10 protein-coding genes are annotated in these 23,102 nt (G+C 64.4%); 9 read left to right on the top strand and 1 reads right to left on the bottom strand.

What is annotated here, in order from left to right; translation table 11 throughout:
• Genes P7C00_RS16120 through pelG form a run of 4 tightly spaced genes read left to right on the top strand, consistent with a single transcriptional unit; the run spans position 1 to position 5,238 of the window.
• The gene (locus tag P7C00_RS16120; RefSeq protein ID WP_346632978.1) at positions 1–1,371 is read left to right on the top strand and encodes a PelD GGDEF domain-containing protein; all 1,371 of its coding nucleotides are present in this window, start codon (positions 1–3) and stop codon (positions 1,369–1,371) included.
• Positions 1,349–2,338: a HEAT repeat domain-containing protein gene (locus tag P7C00_RS16125; RefSeq protein WP_346632979.1), complete on the top strand. Its 990-nt coding sequence runs from the start codon at positions 1,349–1,351 to the stop codon at positions 2,336–2,338. The genes P7C00_RS16120 and P7C00_RS16125 overlap by 23 nt, the downstream gene beginning before the upstream one ends.
• Positions 2,335–3,867: a GT4 family glycosyltransferase PelF gene (pelF, locus tag P7C00_RS16130; RefSeq protein ID WP_404936826.1), complete on the top strand. Its 1,533-nt coding sequence runs from the start codon at positions 2,335–2,337 to the stop codon at positions 3,865–3,867. Before P7C00_RS16125 ends, pelF begins: the two co-directional genes overlap by 4 nt.
• Entirely contained in the window at positions 3,868–5,238 is a 1,371-nt protein-coding gene (gene pelG, locus P7C00_RS16135; protein WP_346632981.1) for an exopolysaccharide Pel transporter PelG, read from the top strand.
• 135 nt (positions 5,239–5,373) lie between these two features.
• On the opposite strand, the gene P7C00_RS16140 is transcribed toward pelG, so the two are convergent.
• Positions 5,374–6,141 carry a substrate-binding periplasmic protein gene (locus P7C00_RS16140; protein WP_404936827.1) on the bottom strand — a complete coding sequence of 256 codons (768 nt, stop codon included), beginning with the start codon at positions 6,139–6,141 and terminating at the stop codon, positions 5,374–5,376.
• Between the two features lie 498 nt (positions 6,142–6,639).
• Between P7C00_RS16140 and P7C00_RS16145 the strand changes: the two genes are divergently transcribed.
• From P7C00_RS16145 to P7C00_RS16165, 5 genes are all read left to right on the top strand, one after another.
• On the top strand, positions 6,640–8,781 hold the full coding sequence (locus P7C00_RS16145) for a type I secretion system permease/ATPase (protein WP_404936828.1): 2,142 nt from the start codon (positions 6,640–6,642) through the stop codon (positions 8,779–8,781).
• Positions 8,778–10,166 (top strand): HlyD family type I secretion periplasmic adaptor subunit, encoded by a 1,389-nt coding sequence (locus tag P7C00_RS16150; protein WP_404936829.1) that lies wholly within the window; start codon positions 8,778–8,780, stop codon positions 10,164–10,166. The genes P7C00_RS16145 and P7C00_RS16150 overlap by 4 nt, the downstream gene beginning before the upstream one ends.
• 2 nt (positions 10,167–10,168) lie before the next feature.
• On the top strand, positions 10,169–12,328 hold the full coding sequence (locus P7C00_RS16155) for a type I secretion system permease/ATPase (protein ID WP_404936830.1): 2,160 nt from the start codon (positions 10,169–10,171) through the stop codon (positions 12,326–12,328).
• A 121-nt stretch (positions 12,329–12,449) separates the two neighbouring features.
• On the top strand, positions 12,450–21,452 hold the full coding sequence (locus tag P7C00_RS16160; protein ID WP_404936831.1) for a TcdA/TcdB pore-forming domain-containing protein: 9,003 nt from the start codon (positions 12,450–12,452) through the stop codon (positions 21,450–21,452).
• Between the two features lie 78 nt (positions 21,453–21,530).
• Positions 21,531–23,024 (top strand): TolC family outer membrane protein, encoded by a 1,494-nt coding sequence (locus P7C00_RS16165; protein ID WP_404936832.1) that lies wholly within the window; start codon positions 21,531–21,533, stop codon positions 23,022–23,024.
• The last annotated feature ends 78 nt before the right edge of the window (positions 23,025–23,102 follow it).

Raw genomic sequence — 23,102 nt, forward strand, 5'->3', positions numbered from 1 at the left:
ATGAGCTCTCCACACATGGACTACGCGCTGGCGCCCCGCGCCAGCGGTCCGGCGTCATGGCTGGAAACATTCCTGGTGACGGCTCTAGTCATCGGCGTGGGACTGTGGCTGGCGCCACAGGACCCTTTGCAAGTGCAGGGCGAGTTTCCCTGGTCAGTGCTGGCGCCGTTGTTGCTGGGCGTGCGCTACGGGTTTGTCCGCGGCCTGATCAGCGCCAGCCTGCTGGTGGCGGCATTCTTCATTCTGCGTCAGTCGGGGCTGGCGGGTTACGCGCAGATCGCGCCGTCCTACATTGTCGGCGTGCTGGTCTGCGGCATGCTCGTCGGCGAGGTGCGCGACCTGTGGGAGCGACGACTGTTGCGCTTGCAGATGGCCAACGAGTATCGCCAGTACCGGCTCGACGATTTCACCCGGGCGCACCAGATCCTGCGGGTGTCCCATGATCGCCTGGAGCAGCGCCTGGCCGGCAGCGACCAGAGCCTGCGCAGTTCGTTGCTGGGCCTGCGCGAGCGCCTGCGTGCGGTGCCCAATGGCGATGATTCGCTGACCCTGCTGGCCGAGCCGGTGCTGACCCTGCTGGGCCAGTACGGCTCGTTGCGAGTGGCCGGGCTGTACCGTGTGGAGCAGGCCGGCAGCGCACCACCGACCCTGACCTTGCTGGCCTCCACCGGGACCATGGGCCCCCTGGACAACAAGGACCTGCTGGTGCGCTTGTGCCTGGAGCGTGAAGAACTGGTGAGTGTGCGTGAAGAACTGCTCGACAGCGGCGGACAGGCTTCGGTGTCGTCGCTGCAGGCCTGTATTCCCTTGGTGGACACCCAGGGGCGGGTGCTGGCGATCCTCGCGGTGCGGCAGATGCCGTTCTTTGCCTTCCAGGAGCGCACCCTCAGCCTGCTGGCGCTGCTGGCGGGGCATATCGCCGACCTGCTGCACCCTGACTCACAGGTGCTGCAGCTGGAAAACGCCGATGCCCAGCACTTCACCCGCCAGCTCAAGCGTTCGCTGGTGGACGTCGAGCAACACGGCCTGTCCGGATGCCTCTATGCCTTTGAACTGACCCAGCCCAACGATGAACTGGCGCGGCTGTTCGAACGCAGCCAGCGCGGACTGGACCTGCACCTGAGCCTTGTCAACAGTCGCGGGCACGGGCTGTTGCTGGTGCTGTTGCCACTGACCAGTGCCGAGGGGGCCCAAGGCTACCTGACGCGCCTGGGCAAGCTGGTTCACGAGCACTTCGGCATGAGCGTGGACCTGGCCGGCCTGGGGGTCACGGTGCTGCCTTACGACCTGGAGTCGGCCCGGCAACGCGATGGGCTGCGTAACTTCCTGTACAACGAGTGTGGCCTGAATGATCAGCAAGTGGCTGTTTAGCGGAGCGCTGTTTTTCGAGGTGGGGAGCTGGGCCAGCCTGACGGCGCAGTTGCCCGACCTGCAGACCGCGCTGCTGTATGCAATGTCCCACGGTATCGCCTGCGGCCTGCTGACGGCGGCGGTGTGGCTGCTGTTGCCGGCGCGCTATCGCCGGCCGCTGCCCTGGAGCCCGCTGTTCATTTTCAGCCTGGCGTTCTTTGTGCCGCTGCTGGGTTCGGTCGGGGTGATTGCCGCGATCTTTCCGGCGCTGTACCTGCCGCGCAAGCGCGAGACGCAGATGTGGCAGGCGGTTGGCATTCCTGACCTGCCGTTTCGCGCACAGTCCCATCTGCATTCGCCGACCTTCGGCGACAGCGGCTTGCAGGACGTGCTGCGCCACGCTCCGGACCCCGACCAGCGCCTGGCGGCGCTGCTCGCCACCCGCAAGATGCCGGGCAAGGAAGCGGTGCCGATCCTCAAGCTGGCCCTGGGCGATCCCAGCGACGATGTGCGCCTGCTGGCGTATTCGATGCTCGACAAGCAGGAAACCGACATCAACCAGCGCATCCAGACGTCCCTCGAACAGTTGCCCGGTGCCGCGCCCAAGAAGGCCGGCGCCTTGCATGCCACCCTGGCGCGCTGGTACTGGGAACTGGCCTACCTGGGCCTGGCCCAGGGCAGCGTTCAGCAGCACGTGCTGGGGCAAGCCGGCGAGCATGCCGAGCTGGCGCTGGAGGCGGGAGAGGGCGGCGAGTTGCTGTTGCTGGCCGGGCGTATTGCCCTTGAGCGTGGCGACATCGGCAAAGCGCGACTGCATATGCACCAGGCCCAGGAAGCGGGCATGGACCCGGCCAAGGTCTTGCCGTTCCGTGCCGAAATCGCCTTTGAAACCGGAAACTATTCAGAGATTCCCGCGCTGTTGAAAAGCTTGCCGCCGCAGATGCAACAACGTCCGCCCTTTGCCGGGCTGGTAAGGACCTGGACATGAAAACCGCCGTCAACCCAACGCCCATTGCCGATGTCTGCCTGCTGCTCGAGGGCACCTGGCCTTATGTGCGCGGCGGTGTGTCCAGCTGGATTCACCAGATGATCCTCGGACTGCCGCAACTGACCTTTTCCGTACTGTTCATTGGTGGCCAGCGCGAAGCCTACGGTCAGCGCCGCTATGAGATTCCAGTCAACGTGGTGCACATCGAAGAAGTGTATCTGGAGGAGGCCTGGCGCAATCCCAAGCACAAGCGAGTCGCCCACACCGCGTCCCTGGACGAGTTGAGCAACCTGTACCGTTACCTGCACAACCCGGAGAAGCCAGCCGCCGAACTGGGCATTGGCGTGCTCGATTCCCTGGCCCAGGCGCGTATCACCCTGGATGACGTGCTCTACAGTCGCCCCAGTTGGGAGGCACTGACCGAAGGTTACGAACAGCACTGTGCCGATCCGTCCTTCGTCAACTATTTCTGGACCCTGCGCACCATGCAGTCGCCGTTGCTGATGTTGGCCGATGCCGCGCGGCGCATGCCGCGGGCTCGGGTTCTGCACTCGATTTCAACCGGTTATGCCGGGCTGGTGGGCTGCATTCTCAAGCAACTGTGGGGCTGCCAGTTGCTGCTCAGCGAACATGGGATCTACACCAAGGAGCGCAAGATCGACCTGGCTCAGGCCAGCTGGATCGCTGAAAGCAGCAACCAGGCGCTCAACGACAGCATGGACACCGGCTCGGGGTACATCCGCATACTCTGGGTGCGCTTCTTCGAGCGCATCGGTCATCTGGTCTATGAAAGCGCTGACCAGATCATCGCCCTGTACGACGGCAACCGTCAGCGCCAGATCAAGGACGGTGCTCCGGCCGAGCGCAGCCAGGTGATTCCCAACGGCATCGACCTGGACGTCTGGACCCAGGCCCTGGAGTCCCGGGCCGATGGCATCGCCCCGGTGGTCGGGCTGATCGGCCGGGTAGTGCCGATCAAGGACGTGAAGACCTTCCTGCGGGCCATGCGCGGGGTGGTCAGTGTCATGCCCGAGGTCGAAGGCTGGATCGTCGGGCCGGAAGAGGAAGACCCCGAATACGTCGCCGAGTGTCGCAGCCTGGTGGCCAGTCTCGGGCTGGAGCAAAAGGTGTTGTTCCTCGGGTTCCAGAAGATCCAGGACATCCTGCCGCAACTGGGCCTGATGGTGCTGACCTCCATCAGCGAGGCCCAGCCCCTGGTGATTCTCGAAGCCTGGGCCGCCGGTACGCCGGTGGTGAGCAGCGACGTGGGCTCCTGCCGTGAGCTGATCGAGGGCGGCGAGGCGGCCGACCGCGATCTGGGGCTGGCCGGGGAGGTGGTGGCAATCGCCGATCCCCAGGCCACGTCCCAGGCGATCATCGACCTGCTGCGCAGCCCCGAACGCTGGAAGTCCGCCCAGGCCGCCGGCTTGTTGCGGGTTCACCGTTACTACAGCGAAACCCTGATGATCGAGCGCTATCGCGCGCTGTATCAAACGGCTATGGGCACCGCACACAAGGAGGCTGTGTAAATGGCCGGCATTGGTTTCGAACTGCGCAAGATTCTCTCGCGCGACTCCTACACGGCGACGCTGCACGCCTACGTCTATGCCGGCCTGATCAGTTCCGGGCCCTGGGTGCTGTCGATTCTCAGCGTGATGCTGGTGGGGGTCATCAGCCTGGGGTTGGTGGTGCCGGAGGTGCTGATCCGCCAGTTCCTGATCACCGTGACCTACCTGATGGCCACGTCGCTGATCCTCACCGGCGGTTTGCAGCTGTTCTTCACCCGTTTTGTCTCCGACCGCCTGTTCGAGCGCAAGTACGAGCAGATCCTGCCGAACCTGGTGGGTGTGCTGCTGCTGGTGACCCTGGGCTCCGGGGTGCTGGGCATTCTCCTGTTGACCAGCTTGTTCGACCAGCCGCTGATCTACCGCCTGCTGACCCTGGCCAACTTCGTGGTGCTGTGCAACTTGTGGCTGGTAATCATCTTCCTCTCGGGGATGAAGGCCTATAACCGCATCCTGCTGGTGATGCTGGTGGGCTATGGACTGATGGTCGGCAGCGCTTTCTTCCTCCGGCACATGGGCATGGAAGGCCTGTTGCTGGCGTTGCTGCTGGGGCACAGCTCACTGTTGTTCCTGTTTCTCTACGACATCCTGCGCGAGTACCGGGCCGAAAAGCTGGTGGCCTTCGACTTCCTCGACCGCCGTCAGGTGTTCCTCAGCCTGCTGTTGACCGGGTTTTGCTACAACCTGGGCATCTGGATCGACAAGTTCATCTTCTGGTTCAACCCGGACACCTCGAGCCAGGTGATCGGGCCGATGCGCGCCTCGATTCTGTACGACTTGCCGATCTTCCTCGCCTACCTGGCGATCATTCCCGGTATGGCGGTGTTTCTGGTCAGGATCGAAACCGACTTCGCCGAGTGGTACGACCGGCTGTTCCGCGCGGTGCGCGATGGCGAGACCCTGCAGCATATCGGCTCGCTGAAAGCCGAGATGACCTTCTCGATCCGCCAGGGCCTGCTGGAAATCTGCAAGGTCCAGGGGCTGACGGTGGTACTGCTGTTTCTCTTCGGCCCGCGCCTGCTGGAGTGGCTGGGAATGTCCAGCTACTACCTGCCGCTGTTCTACATCGACCTGATCGGAGTGAGCATCCAGGTGGTGTTCATGGCGATCCTCAACGTGTTTTTCTACCTCGACAAACGAGCGATCGTGCTGGAGCTGTGCCTGTTCTTCGTCGCTCTCAACGCTGCGTTGACCCTGCTGAGCCTGCACCTGGGGCCGAGTTATTTCGGTTATGGCTTTACCCTGTCGCTGCTGATCTGCGTATTGCTGGGGCTGGCGCGGTTGTCGACGGCGCTGGATGACCTGGAGTACGAGACCTTCATGCTCTCGCGTTGAGGCGTGCACGATCACCCATCCAGGCTCGCGTTCATGACGCCAGCGCAAGCCTGGTACAGGGCCGAGGTGCTGCTGTGCACTGCGCGAACAGATCCTTGGCGCGGGGTGCTGATGGACCTGCGCCGGGGCAACGGGTCACGGCTGTTTCAGGTAAGCGTCTTTTATTCGCTCCAGCGTGCCGTCCTTGCGCAGCGTCTCGACTGCCGCCCTCAAGTGGCGCACGAACACCGCGTTGCACTGTTTGGAGCAGGCCAGATACAGATCGGTCTTCATCAAGGACGGACTGACCTGCAACGTCCTGTTTGACACGTTGCGCCAGATAGCTTGCGTTTCAGGAATGCCATTGAACCAGGCATCGACGCGCCCCATCAGCAGCAATTGCGCCGGATTCTCACCAATCTCAAACGGATAAATCTGGGTATCGCTAAAACCCTCTGCCCGCAGTTTTTGCTCTTGGGCGCTGCCGCGGCCAACGGCGATACGGGCAAAGGTTTCCCGCGCTTGCTGCATGCTCTGGACGCGTTTATCGAGGCTGAAAAACGCTCTGTCCATGGTCATGATGGGCGCGATCCAGGTGTAATCAGCCTCTCTTTCTGGCGTGCGCGACAGGGGAATGATCAGCTTGTCGACGCCTTTGCGCACGTTTTGCTGGGCTCGGGCCCAAGGCGCTTCTATGAAGTGCAGGGTATAACCGGCGCGGGTCGCCGCTTCCAGCGTCGCGTCGCCGACGATGCCATGCAGGCCAGCCTGGTCCAGCATCGATAAAGGCGGCGCGTCGACGACGTACAGGTCGAGGCTAGGGGACTCTGCGCCAGACCCTGAAGGCACCCAGACCATCAGAGCGAGCAGCGTCGTCAGGATCAGCGCCCCCCGCTGGCGCAACGATTGACTCACATGAGTCATGGCAGTAACTCAACAAACAGTGGCATTTCATGCTCTCGGATTAACGCTGCGTATTCGACACGTACAGAGACCGACCCGCAACGACCTGCAAAACGTGCCGCCAAGATTAGAGGGTTATGCGCAGAGATGAATGGGTTTGACGGATTTTTTTGACCGCTGATAACCATCACGGTTCAGGGCTCGCGCAACCGGTAAGGGCATTGACTGGCACGCGCTGATACTCAGGTTGAACAGCCGTGGGCAGCGCTATATCAGTAGCCTCGCCACCCTCACCAGTCTGGGGCCAGGCTCTCTGCATGCGCCGTATGAGCATGCAGGGGATTTACGGGACAGCCTTAAGTTTTAGTTAAAACGCTTCAATCAAACTGCTGATTATCATTCGTAATTGGCTGACTCAGACTGCGTTCGTGCCTCCATGCTCCCTGGAGCAAGAAACGAGCGGTCTATGCCAGTCAATACTGCAACAACCCGCAGCCCGTCCTCAGCGGATGCTCCGCTATGATAGCGCTGTCTGCCCCATCAGCCGCGGCCGATACGGCCGTTCACTCAGCCTTGGCCTGCTGCCATCTGCTGCTGCAACTGACCCAGGAACGCGTGCCGCAAGCCGCGGACCCGCAAGCCCTGCACCCGCATCCCTCACGGGACCTGCGCCAGGCCGTCAGGGACTATGCACGCAACGCCGGCGTCGATCTGCGCCTTGAACGTCTGGCGCTGACCCGGCTGACCCCGAAGATGCTGCCCCTTGTCTGGCGCAACCACAGCGGCGACTTCATTTTGCTGGCGCGGCTCTCGGACACGCAGGCCCTGGTGCAGCGACCTGCAGTGCCAACCCCGGACATGCTCGATCGCCCGCAGTTGGCCGAGCAGTGGAGCGGGGAGGTGATTCGCCTGCGCCAGAGCGGTCTGCGCTTCGATCTGTCGTGGTTCATTCCGGAGCTGCTGCGCCATCGGCGGATACTGGGCGAAGTGCTGCTGTGCTCGCTGTTGCTGCAGGTGCTGGCCCTGGCGACGCCGTTGTTCTTCCAGGCGGTGATGGACAAGGTCATGGTGCACCGGGCGCTGTCGACCCTCGACGTGCTGGTGATGACCCTGGTGCTGGTGGGCCTGTTCGAGGTGCTGCTCAAGGGCTTGCGTGAATACCTGGCAGCGCACACTGCCAATCGCATCGACATTGGCCTTGGGGTGAAGCTGTTGCGCCATCTGCTGGGCCTGCCGCTGCTGTACTTCAAGCAACGCCAGGTGGGGGCGATCATCACCCGAGTCCAGGAGCTGGACAGCATCCGCGAGTTTCTCACCGGCTCGCTGCTGACCCTGTGTGTCGACGTGGCCTTCACCCTGGTGTTTTTTGCGGTCATGGCCTGGATTTCCTGGCCGTTGACCCTGCTGGTGCTGTTGACCCTGCCACTGTATGCGCTGCTGGCCTGGTTCAGCACCGGCCCGCTGGAGAAACGCATCGAGCGCCAGTTCTACAGTGCGGCGCGCAACACGGCCTTTCTCAATGAAAGCGTCAGTAGCAGCGAAACCATCAAGAGTCTGGCGGTGGAGCCGCGCATGCAGCGTCGCTGGGAGTCGCAGACGGCGCAGATGGTCGAGGCCGGGTTTGCCAGCCAGACCCTGGGCAGCGCCATCAGCCAGGCCGTGATGCTGTTGCAGAAAGTCACGGCGGTGGCGGTGATCTGCTGGGGCGCAAGCCGTGTCATCGACTTGCAGATGAGCATCGGCCAATTGATTGCCTTCAACATGATGCTGTCCCACGTCAGCCAGCCTGTGGCCAAGCTGATCGAGGTCTGGCAGCAGTTCGTCCGGGTGCGGGTGTCGGCGGACAAACTGGGCGACATGCTCAACCTGCCGGTGGAGCAGGCCGAGGGGGATCTGCGCCCGGCACAGGCCTTGCGCGGCGAAGTGCGCATCGAACAGTTGGTGTTCCGCTACCGTCCGGAACTTGCGTGGGTGCTGCGCGGCCTGGACTTGCAGATCGCCGCGGGGCAGACCCTGGGCATCGTCGGGCCGTCCGGGTCCGGCAAGAGCACACTGACCCGCTTGCTGCAGAAACTCTACACCCCCGATGGCGGGCGCATCCTGATCGACGGCTTGCCCCTGGATCAGTTGCAGCCGGCCTGGTTGCGCAGCCAGATTGGCGTGGTGCTCCAGGAAAACTACCTGTTCAACCGCAGCGTGCGCCACAACATCGCCCTGCGGCATCCCACGGCCTCCCTGGAAAGCGTGATCGCTGCAGCACGGCTGGCCGGTGCCCATGATTTCATCCTGCGCCTGCCCCTGGGCTACGACACGGTGCTGGCCGAAGCCGGCAGCTCGTTGTCCGGTGGCCAGCGGCAACGCATCGCCATTGCCCGGGCACTGATGGGCGACCCGCGCATCCTGATTTTCGACGAAGCCACCAGCGCCCTGGATGACGAATCCCAGGCGCTGATCCAGGACAACATGGCGAGCATCGCCCAGGGACGCACGGTGATCATCATTGCCCATCGCCTGTCTGCGGTACGGCATTGCCAACGCATTATCGCCCTGGAGCAGGGGCGCATCAGCGAATCCGGCAGCCATCAGCAACTCTTGGCCAACGGCGGTTGCTACTCACGGCTGTGGGCGCTGCAGCAGGCGCTGTGCAAGGAGGCGTCATGATGTTCGACGCTCTGTTGTCTCGCTGGCGCCGCGCCTGGCAGCGCCTGGGTGACGCACGGACGCGGCTCAAGCGCAGCCGCGACGAGTACGAGTTTCAGCCCGGCTACCTGGAAATTGTCGAGCGGCCACCCGCGCCCTGGGCCCGGGGCACGGCATTGCTGCTGATCCTGGCGATCCTGCTGGCCCTGGGCTGGGCGATCCTCGGCTTTCTCGACATTCATGCCAGTGCCGCTGGGCGCCTCATGGTCTCCAGCTACACCAAGGTGATCCAGGCGCACGAGGCGGGTGAAGTTCAGGCCATCCATGTGCGTGACGTGCAGCGGGTCAAGGCCGGCGAGGTGCTGGTGGCGCTGAACCCGATCGGCATCGACGCCGAACTCAGTGAGTTGCGCACGCAACTGGACTTCAAGCGCCTGGAACTGGCCCGGGCCCGCGCACTGCTGACCCCGGAGCCCTTGCACAGCTACCAGACGCCTGCTGGCCTGGATGCACAGCAGGCCGCGGCGGCCCGGGAGCAACTGCTCAGTACCTGGAAGGAAATCAGCGCCAACCTGGACAGCCTCAACGCCGAAATCGCCATCAACCAGGCCAATCAGCGGGCTCGGGGCAGCGAGATCAGCGCCTTGGGCAAGCTGGCCAGCAATGTGCGCAAACGGCTCCATGCACGCCGGGCGATGGCCGCCGAACAACTGATGCCCCTGGTGGAATTGCTTGAGCAGGAAAAGGAGCAACTGGACGTCGAGCGTTCGCTGGCCCAGCAACAGGCCGAGCTGCAGGTGCTCAAGGCCCAGGCGCAGAACCGTCGGGAGCAGCGCGACAGCTTCCTGGCCCGAACCCAGCGCGAACAGCATGAATTGCTCAACCGCAGCCAGCAGGAGATCGCCGTGCTCGAGCAGCAACTGATCCGTGGCCGCGACCGGCAGCGCCTGCAAACCCTGCTGGCGCCGGTGGACGGCGTGGTCCAGCAACTGGCGGTGCATACCCTGGGCGGCGCCGTGCAAGCGGCGCAGCAGTTGCTGGTGATCGTGCCCGAGGGGGCCGAGCTGGACGCCGAGGTCATGGTGCTGAACAAGGACGTCGGTTTCGTCAAGGCCGGCCAGCCCGTGGAGATCAAGGTGGATGCGTTTCCCTATACCCGCTACGGCACCTTGCGCGGCACCGTGGCCCATGTCTCCGGTGACGCCATCAAGGACGAACAGCTGGGGCTGGTGTTCCCTACGCGGATTCGCCTGGAGCGTGCGGCCATCGCTGCGGGGCAGGGCTGGATGCCCTTGCAGGCCGGCATGAGCGTGACCGGCGAGATTCGCACCGGTGAGCGACGGGTGATCAATTACCTGCTGAGCCCGATTCGCGAGTATCAGTCCGAAGCGTTGCGGGAGCGTTGAACATGACCCACGCCTTCGATCTGGCTTCTGAACCATCATCGACGATGCTCGACACTGGCCTGCACGCCCTGGCCTGGGCTGCCCGGCGCTTCGACCTGAGCATCAGCGTGGCGCAGCTGACTCACCGCCTGGGACGGGTTGAAGGCCCGGCCGACAGCCTTGACCTGCGGCGCTGCGCCGGCTGGATCGGCCTGCGCGCACGGGCAGTACAGAGCCGGGTGCAGCGCCTGCATCACCTGCCGCTACCAGCGCTGCTGGATACCACTCGGGGCTGGGCGGTGCTGGACGCGGTGGAGGGCGATCGGGTCCGGGTGTTCTGGCCGTTGCAGGGGCAATGCCAGACCCTGTCGCGCCAGGAGCTGGCGACGCTCTGGCAAGGCCATGATCAGGGACAGGGAGAGGTGTTGCTGCTGGCCGAGCGGCATGTGCAACTGAAGACGAGTGGTTTCGGCGTCTCCTGGTTCCTGCCGTCGATCCTCAAGCATGGGCGGCAGTTTCGCAGCGTGCTGCTGGTGTCGCTGATGCTGCAAGGAGTAGCACTGGTCACGCCGCTGCTGTTCGAGAACATCATCGACCGGGTCCTGGTCAGTCGCGGCCTGTCGAGCCTGCAAGTGCTGGGTATCGCCATGCTGGCCCTGGCGTTGTTCGAGCCCTTGTTCGGCCTCTTGCGATCCTGGCTGTTCAGCAATGTGGCGAGCAAGATCAACGCCGAGCTGTCCGCGCGCCTGTACCAGCACCTGATCCAGCTGCCGCTGGGGTATTTCCAGCGGCGCCAGAGCGGCGAGATCATCGCCCGGGTCGGTGAGATGCAACAGATCCGCCAGTTTCTCACCGGCTCGGCCTTGACCCTGGTGCTGGATCTGGCGTTCTGCGGGCTGTTCATCGCCGTGATGTACAGCTACGCACCGCTGCTGACCTGGGTGGTGGTGGGCTCCCTGGCCCTGCATTTCCTCTTCTGGCTGTGCGTGGGCCCCTTGCTGCGCAGCCGGGCCTTGCGCGAATACGAGTTGAATGCGGCCAACACGGCGTTTCTCACCGAGACCGTGACCGGCATCGAGACCATCAAGACCGGGGCCATCGAAAGCGCCTTCCAGCAGCAGTGGCAGCGCCAGCTGGCGGCCTATGTACGTGCTGCGTTCCACACCCGCGTCGTCGGGATCTGGGCCGGGCAGGGCATCGGCCTGATCCAGAAGCTGACCGCGGCGCTGTTGCTGTGGTGGGGCGTGATGCTGGTGCTGGATGGCCAGTTGAGCCCCGGCCAACTGGTGGCCTTCAACATGCTTGCCGGGCATGTGGTGGAGCCGATCCTGCGCCTGGCCCAGGTCTGGCAGGACTTTCAGCACACGCTGATTTCCCTGCGCCGCCTGGGGGACATTCTCGACAGCGACTGTGAAAGCGGCAGCGGCGGTCTGGCTTCGGTGCCGGCGTTGCAGGGCGGGGTGAGCTTCCAGGGGGTGCGTTTTCGCTACGAGGAAGACGGCCAGGAAGTGCTGCGCCAGCTGGATCTGGAGATCCAGCCGGGCGAGTTCGTCGGCATTACCGGGCCCTCCGGTTCCGGCAAATCGACCCTGACCCGCCTGCTGCAGCGCCTCTATGTGCCTCAGCACGGCCGAGTGCTGGTGGATGGCATCGACCTGGCCATCGCCGACCCGGTGGCCCTGCGCCGCAACATGAGCGTGGTGCTCCAGGAAAGCGTGCTGTTCGCCGGCAGCGTTGCCGAGAACATTCGCCTGTGCCGGCCTCAGGCCAGCGACGCCGAGGTGCGGCACGCCGCCAGTCTGGCCGGGGCGGCGCCTTTTATCGAGGCCCTGGCCCAGGGCTACGAGACCGAGGTGGGCGAGCGTGGCGGCCAGCTCTCCGGCGGCCAGCGTCAACGCATTGCCTTGGCCCGGGCCCTGCTGACCAACCCCGGCATCCTGTTGCTGGACGAAGCCACCAGTGCCCTGGACTACGAGTCGGAAGCGGCGGTGATGGCCAACCTGCAGGGCATCGTCCGCGGCCGCACGGTGATCAGCGTTGCCCATCGCCTCAATACCCTGCGCCATGCGGACCGGATTCTGGTCATCGATCAGGGCCGGGTGCTCGAACAAGGCACACACCAACAGCTGCTCGCCCTGGACGGGTTGTATGCCCGGCAGTGGGCGCTGCAGATGAAGGATTGACCCCACCGACGGCAGGAGGACTCGCCCACCTGTCATGTCTCCCCACCCCGCAGTTCCATACCCATAGGCAGCCTTTCGCGACGCGCAGGGCTTTGCTCAAAACAGACAAAGGATCATTGCAATGGCTTTTATGTCCAAGGACTTCACGCGCCTGCTCAATTCCCTGATCGACCAACAGATCAAGACGGCAGGGCGGCAAACCGAATGGTTCAACATGAGCGCCGACGAGCGTGCCGCGTACATCGGCCAGGTCGGCGACCGCTTGCTGGAAATGCAGCAGAGCACCCTGAGCGTGCTGGCCGCCCAGCACTACCAGATGCAGGACAACCCGGTCTCGGTGGGCGACCAGTTGCAGGTGCTGCAACAACGCCGCAAAGAAATGAACACCATCGCCGACACCCCGGCCACCCGTGCCTACAAGCAGCAACTGGACCGTGACATTGTGCTGTACAGCCGCCAGCACACGGCGATCACCCACTATGACAGCACCTGGAACAAGGCCCTGCGGCTGCTCAGTCCCGGCGGCGCCAAGGCCGAGGTCCTGCAAGCCGATGCGCCGGCCAAGCAGAAAGAGCTCAAGGGCCGGATCAATCGCCTGGAGAAGCTCCTGAGCGTGCAGGTGGCCGACTCCACCTTCAGTCAGTCCTACGTGACCCTGTTCTCCGAGCTGCAGGCCTACAAGGAAGTGAGTACTCGCTACAACGCCTGGCTCAAGGCCGCCCCACAGCAGCAGGCCGCGAGCCTGGACGCACTGGCCAAGGCGCCCCGGGCCTCCGACGAGCTGCCGGTGAACCTGTCACTGCTGATGATGGAGGAGCGCCCGGGCTACATCCGCATGAACGTGGCGCTGGTCAATGCCAGCACCGATGGCCGCTTCAAGGACTTCTACCTGGAACACGGCCTGCTGGTGGTGCCCACCGACGGCGTGCTGAATTTTTCCTTTGGCACCGCAGCCCGTTCCCTGGCCTGGCAGCAACAGTACCGGCTCAAGAGCGAGCCGCCGTCCATGCGTTCGCCGACCTATGCACCGATTCGCTCGGTGCTGGTCAAGACCGGGTTCGTCGAGCAGTACTTCGCCAACCACCTGGTGTCGGAAAGCTCCCTGCGCGAAGGCTTCAAGGCCCAGGTGCTGAGCAACGGCCGCAAGCTGCTGTTGACCAGCGTCGATCGCAAAGTGCCCAACCAGATCGGCATCCAGGTATCGGGCCAGTCGCCCGGCACCAGCGTGAGTCGCGAAGTGCCCTTGGCCGGCGCCTTGAGCGAGCTGATCAATCAGAACGCGGACATCACCAGCTTCCAGACCCTGGGTGTCGAAGACTATCGACAGAACAGCTACCACCCGGACCGCGACGGCCTGTTCGTCAATATTCACGAGCTGGAGCGCTCGGTCGGCTTTGCCGAGCATCAGTACCTGCTGGAAATGCCCCAGGGCGACGCTTACCGTTCGGCGACACCTTTTGCCCTGATGACCGTCGAGGGCGACAAGGTCAGCAGCAGCCACCTGAGCAAGGCCCAGACCGAGATTCTGTATCAATACAACGCGGCGTTTTTTGAGCGTCTGGAACAACTGCGCGGCGAGGGCTTCAAGGCCAGCCGGCTGTTTGCAGGCAGCAGCGAGCGCGCCACCTTCGTGCAGCAGCTGACGCGCCTGCTCGAACGCAACCACATCACCCCGGCCGGGGTGCTGCTGGCGCAACACAGCCGCCCGAGCCTGCGGGATATCAAGGGCAACAACCTGAACAAGGTGCTGTGGGAACAGGCCTTCGCCGCGTCGGTCTGGCAGAGTCACGACAACGATGAGCTGCTGTTCGGCCTGGGGCAGAATCTGGTGAAGAACCAGGCACTGGACAAGGTCCTGCAAGGCGGTTATCTGCAGAGCGACATTGCCCAGGCCAAACTGCTGCTGGCACCGCTGTACGAACAGTGGCGTGCCCAGGCGATCGAGGTGGAAACACAGCGCGTGGCCAGCGCCAACGCCGGGCAGCATCCAGGCAACCCGAAGGTGCATGTCTTTGATCAGGTGGCAGTGGAGCGCGGCCTGGACAGCAAACTGCTGAACCTGTTGTTGAGCGGCCCCCAGGGCCTGGCGCCGGCCGACGGTGCCTTGCGGCCGACGGTCGAGGCGCTGTTGTCCGGCGACCAGGGCCGCAGCCTGCGTAAACAGGCGTTGTTCCATGCCCTGCGCCCCGTGGCCGACAGCTTTTCCAAGGCCGCGGTGCCGGTCAATGCCCATGTCGCGCTTGCGCCAAAAACCGGCGCCGACAAGGTCATGATCAACAACCGGCTGAATCAGCCCGACCCCTACCTGATCCTCAATACCCACCCGGAGCAGGCCCAGACCGCTGCCGCGTTGCTGATCCAGGACGACAAGTACCGCAGCTACAGCCAGTTCCGTCCCGATCCGAACAATGAAGCCACGCGCTACATGAACGACCTGGACACCCCGTTCGTGGGGGGCATCTCCGGCACCACCCAGACCGTCAGCAATGCCTTGCCGGAGTTGTTCGGCAGTGCGCCGAGCGTCAAGCAGTACTGGCAGTTCCAGATGGCCAACGCGGCCTTCATGATCCGCAACGGCTATCACTCGTTCTTCGAAACCCTGTATGTCGCCGCCCGCTATGAACCACAAGGGCCGGACAGCATCGGCAAGGACCTGCTGCAGACCTTCGACCGCTACCGTGCCCAAGGGCATCGGGAGGCCTTGCACGGAGAGCTGTACGACGCCGTGATGGCCCGAGTGTTGCCTATCGTCAATCAAGGCTTGGCGCCGAGCGAGGAGTTCCATCCACCGCGTTTCACCGACCTGGGTCCGCTGCCCGCGCTGTTGGGGCAGGCCACCAGGGACCAGCAACTCAAGAGCGGACTGGCAGGGCACGGGGCCGGCTTCGAACCGCGCCAGGGCAGCGCCGACATTCATCAGTTTGCCGCCGACCCGGTGCAGTTCGCCCAGACTCACACCCTCAGCGCCGAGGCCCTGGTCAAGGCCGGGCGCTTGCCGGCCCAGGGCAACGTGCAGTTGGTGGAAGTCGCGCCCAAGCTGTATGAGCTCGAATACACCGAGCACAACGCCAACTCCGTGAGTGCCGCGAGCCCGGACAGCGTGCCGGCGTATTTCCTCGGCTACAACGGGCCGAACCAGGCCAACGCCGCACCGGCCTATGTGGACATTCCCAAGCAGGGGCGTGCGGGCAGCTTCCTCTTTACCGGCACCTTGTCGGGCTGCTCGCTGGTGGTGACCAGCCTGGACGCCAATACCTATCGGGTCTATCACGACGGTCGGGTCAACAGTTCGCTGCTGTACGACAACGTGGTGATGGCGGTCGACTACAAGGACTACCAAGTGGCCGGCACCGCCGAGGGCCTGGCTGCGGCGTACATGCAGGTCGTCGACGGCCAGTGGCAGTTGGTGTTCCAGCGCCAGGAGTACCAGCGCGAGGGGCAGATGGTCTGGCCGAAGTTGCGCGACGGTGCCCAGCCTCTTTCCATCCAGACCGCCGACAGCCAGGTGCAGGAACGCAACCGGAGCCAGTTCGCCGACTACCGCGAACTGGTGCACCAGAACCTGAAGAAGGTGGCGACCCAGTTCGGCGTGTCCACTGAAGGGGTGGCCGATGGCGTCTACAGCGGCGGCGACTTTTCTCCCGAGCATCCGGCCATTGCCGCTTGGAACCGGCTGCGCGAAGCGGTTCAGGCCAAGGTCAGCGCCGACATCGAGCAGCTCAGCGACCAGCGCTATCAACTCCAGGAGCAGCGGCGCGGTACCAGCGACAAGAGCCTGATCGACCAGCAGATCAAGCAGCTCAACCTCACGCAGGACTTCTACCGGGCGCAGTACGAACCGGTGTTGCGTGAGGCCGCTTCGGTGGAAAAGACCTGGCTCTGGCAGCAGATCCAGGCCAAGCAGGGCAGCGCTGCGGTGGTGCGCACCGACGACACGGCGATCCAGGGCGGCGGCGATGAGCGCAGCACCAGCGTGGGCGAGCGCTACGCCATTGCCGAGGCCTATCAGCGCGGGGCCCGGGGCACGGCATTCAGTGACGGCGTGCGCGATTTTCGCGAGATCAAGATTCCTGGGCTGGACGACAAGAAGTCGGCTCTGGAGATGAAGCGACTGTTTCTCGACGGCCAGCTCACACCTGGACAGCGTGGCGCCCTGAGTGCCCGCATCAGCGAAACCAGCCAGGCCGAATACATCGACAAGGTGCTGCGCCAGACCGCGACCTTCAGTGAAGACTTCCGGGGCGCCGGCAGTATCTTCGGCCAGTTGGCGCCCCAGGATTTCTACCTGTCGCTGGTGGGTGACCGCTCCGGAGGCCGCTGCTACCCGCTGGTCAGGGCCATGGCCGTCGCCCTGGCCAGGGGCGGCGAGGCGGGGGTCAACAGCCTGGTGCAGAAGCTGTTCCTGGCCTCGGCCGATCCCCAGGCGGGCAGCTCGACCTTGCTCAAGAACAGCCTGATCCGGCTGCATTCCAATGTCGACGCGGTCCAGGCGTCCAAGGAGCTGGGGCAGTTCCAGTTGTCCGACGTGGTGGCACGGCTGGCCAACAGCAGCAGCGACTCGATGTTTGCCCTCAACACCCAGAACCACTCGATGATGGTGGGCAGTACCCAGGGCCCCGAAGGCCGTCGTTTCTACTTCTACGACCCGAACGTGGGGATCTTCGCTTTCGACTCCAGCAAGGGCTTGGCCAAGGCCATGGAGCAGCATCTGGTGCGCCGAAAACTGGCGGCGCACTACGGCTCGTTCGGCAGCCAGTCGCAGCCGGCCTTCAACCTGATCGAGATCGACACCCACAAGATGGCCGAGGTGCCGGTGGGCAGCGGGCTGAACGTTGCCGATCTGTCGCGTCCCGAGGAGTTGGCCGGCGTCATCGGCCAACGCCGCCAGGTGGAGCAGGCGGTGGGTGCCCAGCAGCGCGTCAGCCAGGACCTGCGCCTGGGCGCGGCGCTGACCACTTTCGACGCCGAGCAATGGGGGGCTCGCTTCGACGCCGCCAGCACCCGGCTGGCCCGGGAACACCAGCTGAGCAGCCAGTGGATACCGATCATCGCCAACACCGAGCCACAGCCGGAGGGCGGCTATCGGGTGCAGTTCATCAACCGTGACCAGCCCGATCAGACCCGCTGGCTGAACACCGACGATGGCACCTTTGTCGAATTCCGCCGTTTCGTCGATGAGCACATGAGCGTGCTCAGCGAGCACTTCACCCTGGAACACGGGCAGATCCGGCCGCGCGGCGGGGTCGGCGAAGCGGCGCCGGTGGACGGCCTGAACGCGGGCTTTGCGGTACAGACACTGATCCAGTGGTTTGCCGACAAGAACCGCAAGGATGCGGCCCAAGGCGTGGTTTCACCGGACCTGGCCACCGCCCTGAAGATCCATAGCTACCTGGGTCTGGCGCAGATCGGTCATGGCACCTTGCAAGATGTGGCCAAGGTCACCCAACTGGTGCAAACCGCGTTGCGCGGCGAAGCCCTGGCCGCCGAATCCTCGCTCAAGGATTTTGCCTCGACCCTGGGACACACGGTCAACGAGGGTGCAGGCGTGCTGTTTGGCGGGGCCATGGTTGGCCTGGATGCCTACGAACTGGCCCATGCCGAGAACGATGTGCAGAAAGCCGTATTCGGCACCCAGCTGGCGTTCGATTCGGCGAGCTTCGTCAGTGGCGCGGCGGGTATCGGTGCCGGGCTGATCGGTGCCTCGACCACCGCGGCGGTGCTGGGCGGCGCGGGGGTGATCCTCGGTGGCCTGGCGGTAGGGTTCACGGCACTGGCCCAAGCCTTTGGCGCCGTGGCCGAAGACGCCAAGGCGGTGGGGCGTTACTTCGACACCCTGGACAAGGCCTACCAGGGCAACGGCTACCGTTATGACGAGAAACAGCAGGTGCTGGTGCCGCTGCCCGGGGCGGTGGTCAAGCGCCTCGATCTGCGGGCCAACGAGGTCGGTTTCGACAGCCAGTACATTTACCGCACCCACCACGGCTCCACCGGTTCCGGGGCGATCAACTACTTCTTCTGGGTCGGGGACTTTCCGCGGATGATCCACGACCGCGCCCAGGCGATCGAGGTGCGCAGCGGCATTGGCCACGGCGCCAAGCCGCCGAAACTCGAACACGGCGACAACAGGACGGTGATCCTGCCGGGCACGCCCAAGTCCTACATCAGCTACGAGTACATGATCCTGCCGGGGGCCACCACCCGGCATGACACGGGTTTCGATGTGATTCGCAAGCTCGAGCAGGACCGGCGCTTCGACTACGACTTCTACATCTTCCCGAGCGAGGAGACGATCCGGCGCATTCACCAGGAGTACGTCGAGACGCCGGTAGAAGTGCTGCTCGATGGGCACAGCCGGCAATTGGTGATACCGCAGCTGCCCAAAGAGCTGTACGGCTACCTGCGCTACGACATCCAGGGCGCAGGCGGCGAATACCTGATCGTCCTCAACGAAGGCACCGAGGTCAGGCTCAGCAACGAGGCCGGCACTCAGCCGTCACGCTGGATCATCGACAGCAGCCAGCTTGAAAGCGACAGCATCACCGTGGCGAAGGACCACTTGCTGGTGGGTGGGGTCACGGTCAAGCTCGATCCGGCCCAGAGCGGCCAGGTGCTGCTGGTCAACGCCAAGGGCGAAGTGCGGGCAGCCGATTTTGCCGGCCAGACCACCTATGTGGTGAAAGAAGACGCAAGCCAATGGCAAGTGCCCGGGCAGCGCATCGAACAGCACCTCAAGGAGCTGGCCCAGGCCCATCAGTTGCACGGCCAATACGTGCTGGTGGAGAACTACAAGCACGGTGAGCGCAATGTCGGCCGGGCGTACTACGACGTCGCCAAGGACCGCATGCTGTTCACCGACACCGATGTGCAACAGGCGCGCAACGCCCAGTTGGGGGCGGTCATCGGCGAGCATGCCTACTTCGTCGATGCCGAGAACGCCGCCGCCTGGCGGGTCGATATTGCCAGCGGCAAGGTCGATGCGCAGTTCGCCCCTTCGTTCAACCAGAGCGCCGGCCAGATCAGCCGGTTCTGGCAAGAGGGCGATGCGCTGTATCTGGCCCGTCGCTATCAGCTCAAGGAGCGGGAAGCCGAACTGAGCTTCCGTATCCTCGGTGACCGGATGGAGCTGGTGGGGGTGGTCGGCGATGAGTCGCTGCTGCAGCTGTCGGCGCGCACCGGCCAGCATGGCGACGGCCTCAAGACCCTGCTCAAGGGCTACGAGACGCAGGCCACCGAGCGCGACACTCCGCTGTACAGCCTGGGTGCCCCCATGCTGGAACCGACCGCGGCAGAACTGATCACGGTGTTTGGTCTGGATAACGCCAAGGTCGCGCACCGCTACTGGGTGCGCAGCAGCGACGGCATCGTGATCAAGCCGAACCTGGCGCCACCGGCCGGGCAGGCGCCACGTGCCGATGCCCCGGGGCAAGCGCAAAGCGCCTGGCAGATTCCGGCGGATCTGGTGTTGGCGGGCAGCCTGGCGCAGCCCGGTGGCCACGAAGTGTTTTATTTCTACAGCAAGGCGCAGCAGGTGCTGTTCCGCCAGGAAGGGCCGGGGCAGAAGGTGCTGGATGCCGGCCAGCCGAGCGCTTTGCGCCTGACCACGCCGCCCCTGGCCAATGTGCTCAACCTCAACGGCCATCTGCTGGCCGTGACCGAGGACGGGCGCATGGCCCGGATCGAGGCGAGCGGACGACTGAGCTATGAGGCGGTCAACGAGCATTGGCTCAAGAGCCACAATAACTGGTGGACGAACCTCGCCGAGGTCGCCGGCAGCAACGCCACCCTGGCGGTATTCGGGGTCAAGACCGCCGACGGCAAGCGTGCGCTGCCGGTGTGGTACCACAACGGTCAGGTGGTGGTGGCCTCGTCCCCGCTGCAAGGCAAGCCGCTGCAGTTTCTCGGCTTCGACAGTGCCAGCGCCAGTGCCCGGCTGTTCGAGCCCGAGAGCGGCAAGCTCTATCTGCAGCCGCCGCTGACATCGCAAGCACTGGCCACCGCGTTTGGCAACGACGAGGTGCTCGAGGCCTCGGCGCAATTGCCGGCCGCCATTGACTGGATGCCCAAGCAGCCACTGCGTTCGGCCGTCCAGGTCGATGCCGGGTTGCGCCTGACCACGGTGCAGGGCGAAGTGCTGCTGCGCAACAACAACGGCGATGTGCAACTGGTGGCCGTGGACAAGGGCTGGCAGCAGGCGCGGCTGGGTAATCTGCCTCAAGCACTGGCAACGGTGGCCGGCCAGTGGGGCGCCAAAGGCGTGTTGACCTTGCAGGACGGCGACACCCGCGGCTGGTTCGATATCGCCAGTGGGCAGATGTTTGCCAGCAACGGCATCCCGGGCGGCAGCGACCTGCGCTTTATTGGAGTCGCTGCCGGCGCGCCGCACTCGGCCTATGTCTACAGCCCGACGGAGCAGGCGCTGTATCAGGTCAAGGACGGCAAGGCACTGCAGCTGGGCCATTACGCAAATATCGAGCGCATCGGCTCCTCGCTGCTGATTCAGGGAGCCAGCGGCAATGCTCGTCAGGATGACCTGACGCCGCCGTTGATTGCCGGGGTCGACAGTGTGGTACTGCACGGGGGCGCCGGGGATGACACCTATCGTTTCAGTCCGGCGATGTGGGCGCATTACCGCTCGGTGGTCATCGACAACGATGATCCGGGCCTGGCCCTGGATCGGGTGATCCTGCCGGTGGCCGATGGCAAGAACATCCTCGTCAGCCGTCGGGGCGAGGACGTGCAATTGACCGACACGGGCAATGGCACGGCCCTGGTGCTGCGCCAGGTGCTGGGCAGCCAGGCGGCCGCCCACGGGCATTTGCTGATCGAGCTCAAGGGCGACTCGTCGATGATCAGCGTCGAGCAACTGCTCAAGGGCTTTGGCCCGAGCGGATCGACCAGGGACAGCGTGTTCGAACTGGCCTGGAGCCAGCGCGAGACGCTGCCGACGGCGAACGCACTGAGCTCGGCGGCGGATGGGCTGGACTCGGCTGCGGATGGCCGGGGCCCCAGCCTGGCAAAACTCAGCGGGGCCATGGCGGCCTTCGCTGACACTGGCGGCGCTCGCGAACAGCTGCCGAAAAACCATCAGGCCGCGCAGGCGGTGCTGGTGCCTTCACTGACCTGACCTCGCAGGAGAAACACAGGAGGGGCGCAAAGCCTCTCCTGTCTGCGGCTCCCTCTTTTCCCGGTGTTAGATCCAACCATGAGCAAATCCATGATTTCGCGGCAGCGAGCCCTTGCCGGCTGGCTGCTTGCCGTCCCGCTGCTGGTGGCGCCTCTGGCGCAGGCGGCCCCATTGCACCGGCAAGACCCGCTACAAGACTCAGCACAACATCCGCCACAACACCGGCCCGAGGCCCTGCCCAGTGACCTGTGGCGGGTGTACCTGGATGCCCGGCAGAACAATAGCGAGCTGGCGGCGGCCCAGGCCGATCAGGCGGCCCGCGCCGAGGCGGTGCCCCAGGCCAGGGCCGGTCTGCTGCCCACGCTGTCCGCCAGTGCCGATCTCAATGCCACCAGCACCTCCCTGGAGCAGCCGCGGCAGGACACCCGGCGCAGTGGCACCAGTTATCAGGCGGTGCTGAACCAGCCGATATTCCGCGCCGATCGCTGGTTCACCCTCAAGGCGGCGCAAGCACAAGACCAGCAGGCCCAGCTGGAGCTGGCCGCCGCCGAGCAGAAACTCATGTTCGACAGCGCCCAGGCCTACTTCGGCCTGCTCAAGGCCCAGGACGCCCTGGCGGCGGCCAAGGCCGAAGAAGCGGCGCTCAAGCGCCAGCAGCAACTGGCCGAGCGCGGCTTGCAACTGGGCCTGTCGGACCGCACCGATGTGCTGCAGGCCCAGGCCGGGCATGACACGGCGCGGGCCAACCGCATCGTGGCGCAGAAGCAGACCGACGATGCCTTCGAAGCCCTGGACACCCTGACGCATCAGCAGTACCAGGCGATCCAGGGGCTGCGCCACGACATGCCGGTGCTGTTGCCCGAACCCAACGACGCCCGGCGCTGGGTGGACACGGCGGTGCGCCAGAACCTGACCCTGCAGGCCAGCCAGTTTGCCCTGGAGGCGACGCAGCAAACCCTGAGCGCACGCAAGGCCGGGCACGCGCCGACCCTGGACGCGGTGCTGCGCTACCAGACCGGTGACAACGACACCCTGGGTTACGGCAACAGCGATATCCGTGGCAATGGCTACGGCGGCAATGTCGAGCAGCGCACAGTCGGGCTGCAGTTGAACATTCCGCTGTTCAGTGGCGGCCAGACCCGCTCCCAGGTGCGCGAAGCCCACCAGCGGATGAACCAGCGCGAGTACCTCAACGACGGCCTGCGGCGTCAAATCGTGGAGCAGACCCGCAACCTGCATCGTGGCCTCAACAGCGGTGTCGACCAGGTGCAGGCGCGACGCCAGTCGATCATCTCCAACCAGGGCGCGGTGCTGGCCTCGCAGATGGGCTTTCAGGTCGGAACCCGCAATATCGTCGATGTACTGGAGGCGCAGCGTCAGCTCTATAACGCCGTGCGCCAGTACAACAACAGCCGCTATGACTACATTCTCGACACCCTGCGGCTCAAGCAAGCGGTGGGGACATTGTCGCCCCAGGACCTCAAGGCGCTTGGTGATTACCTCAAGGCCGACTACGATCCGGACCGCGATTTTCTGCCGCCGGAGTTTCCACGCCGGCTGGCTAAGCGCTGACAGGGCCTGGCAATGCCCCAGGCAAGGGTTGGCGGGCACGGTTTTTTTAAGGCAAAGGGGCAAACGGTTGTACGGTTT

The sequence above is a fragment of the Pseudomonas sp. JDS08PS003 genome, assembly GCF_045013505.1.
Classification (GTDB): domain Bacteria; phylum Pseudomonadota; class Gammaproteobacteria; order Pseudomonadales; family Pseudomonadaceae; genus Aquipseudomonas; species Aquipseudomonas protegens_B.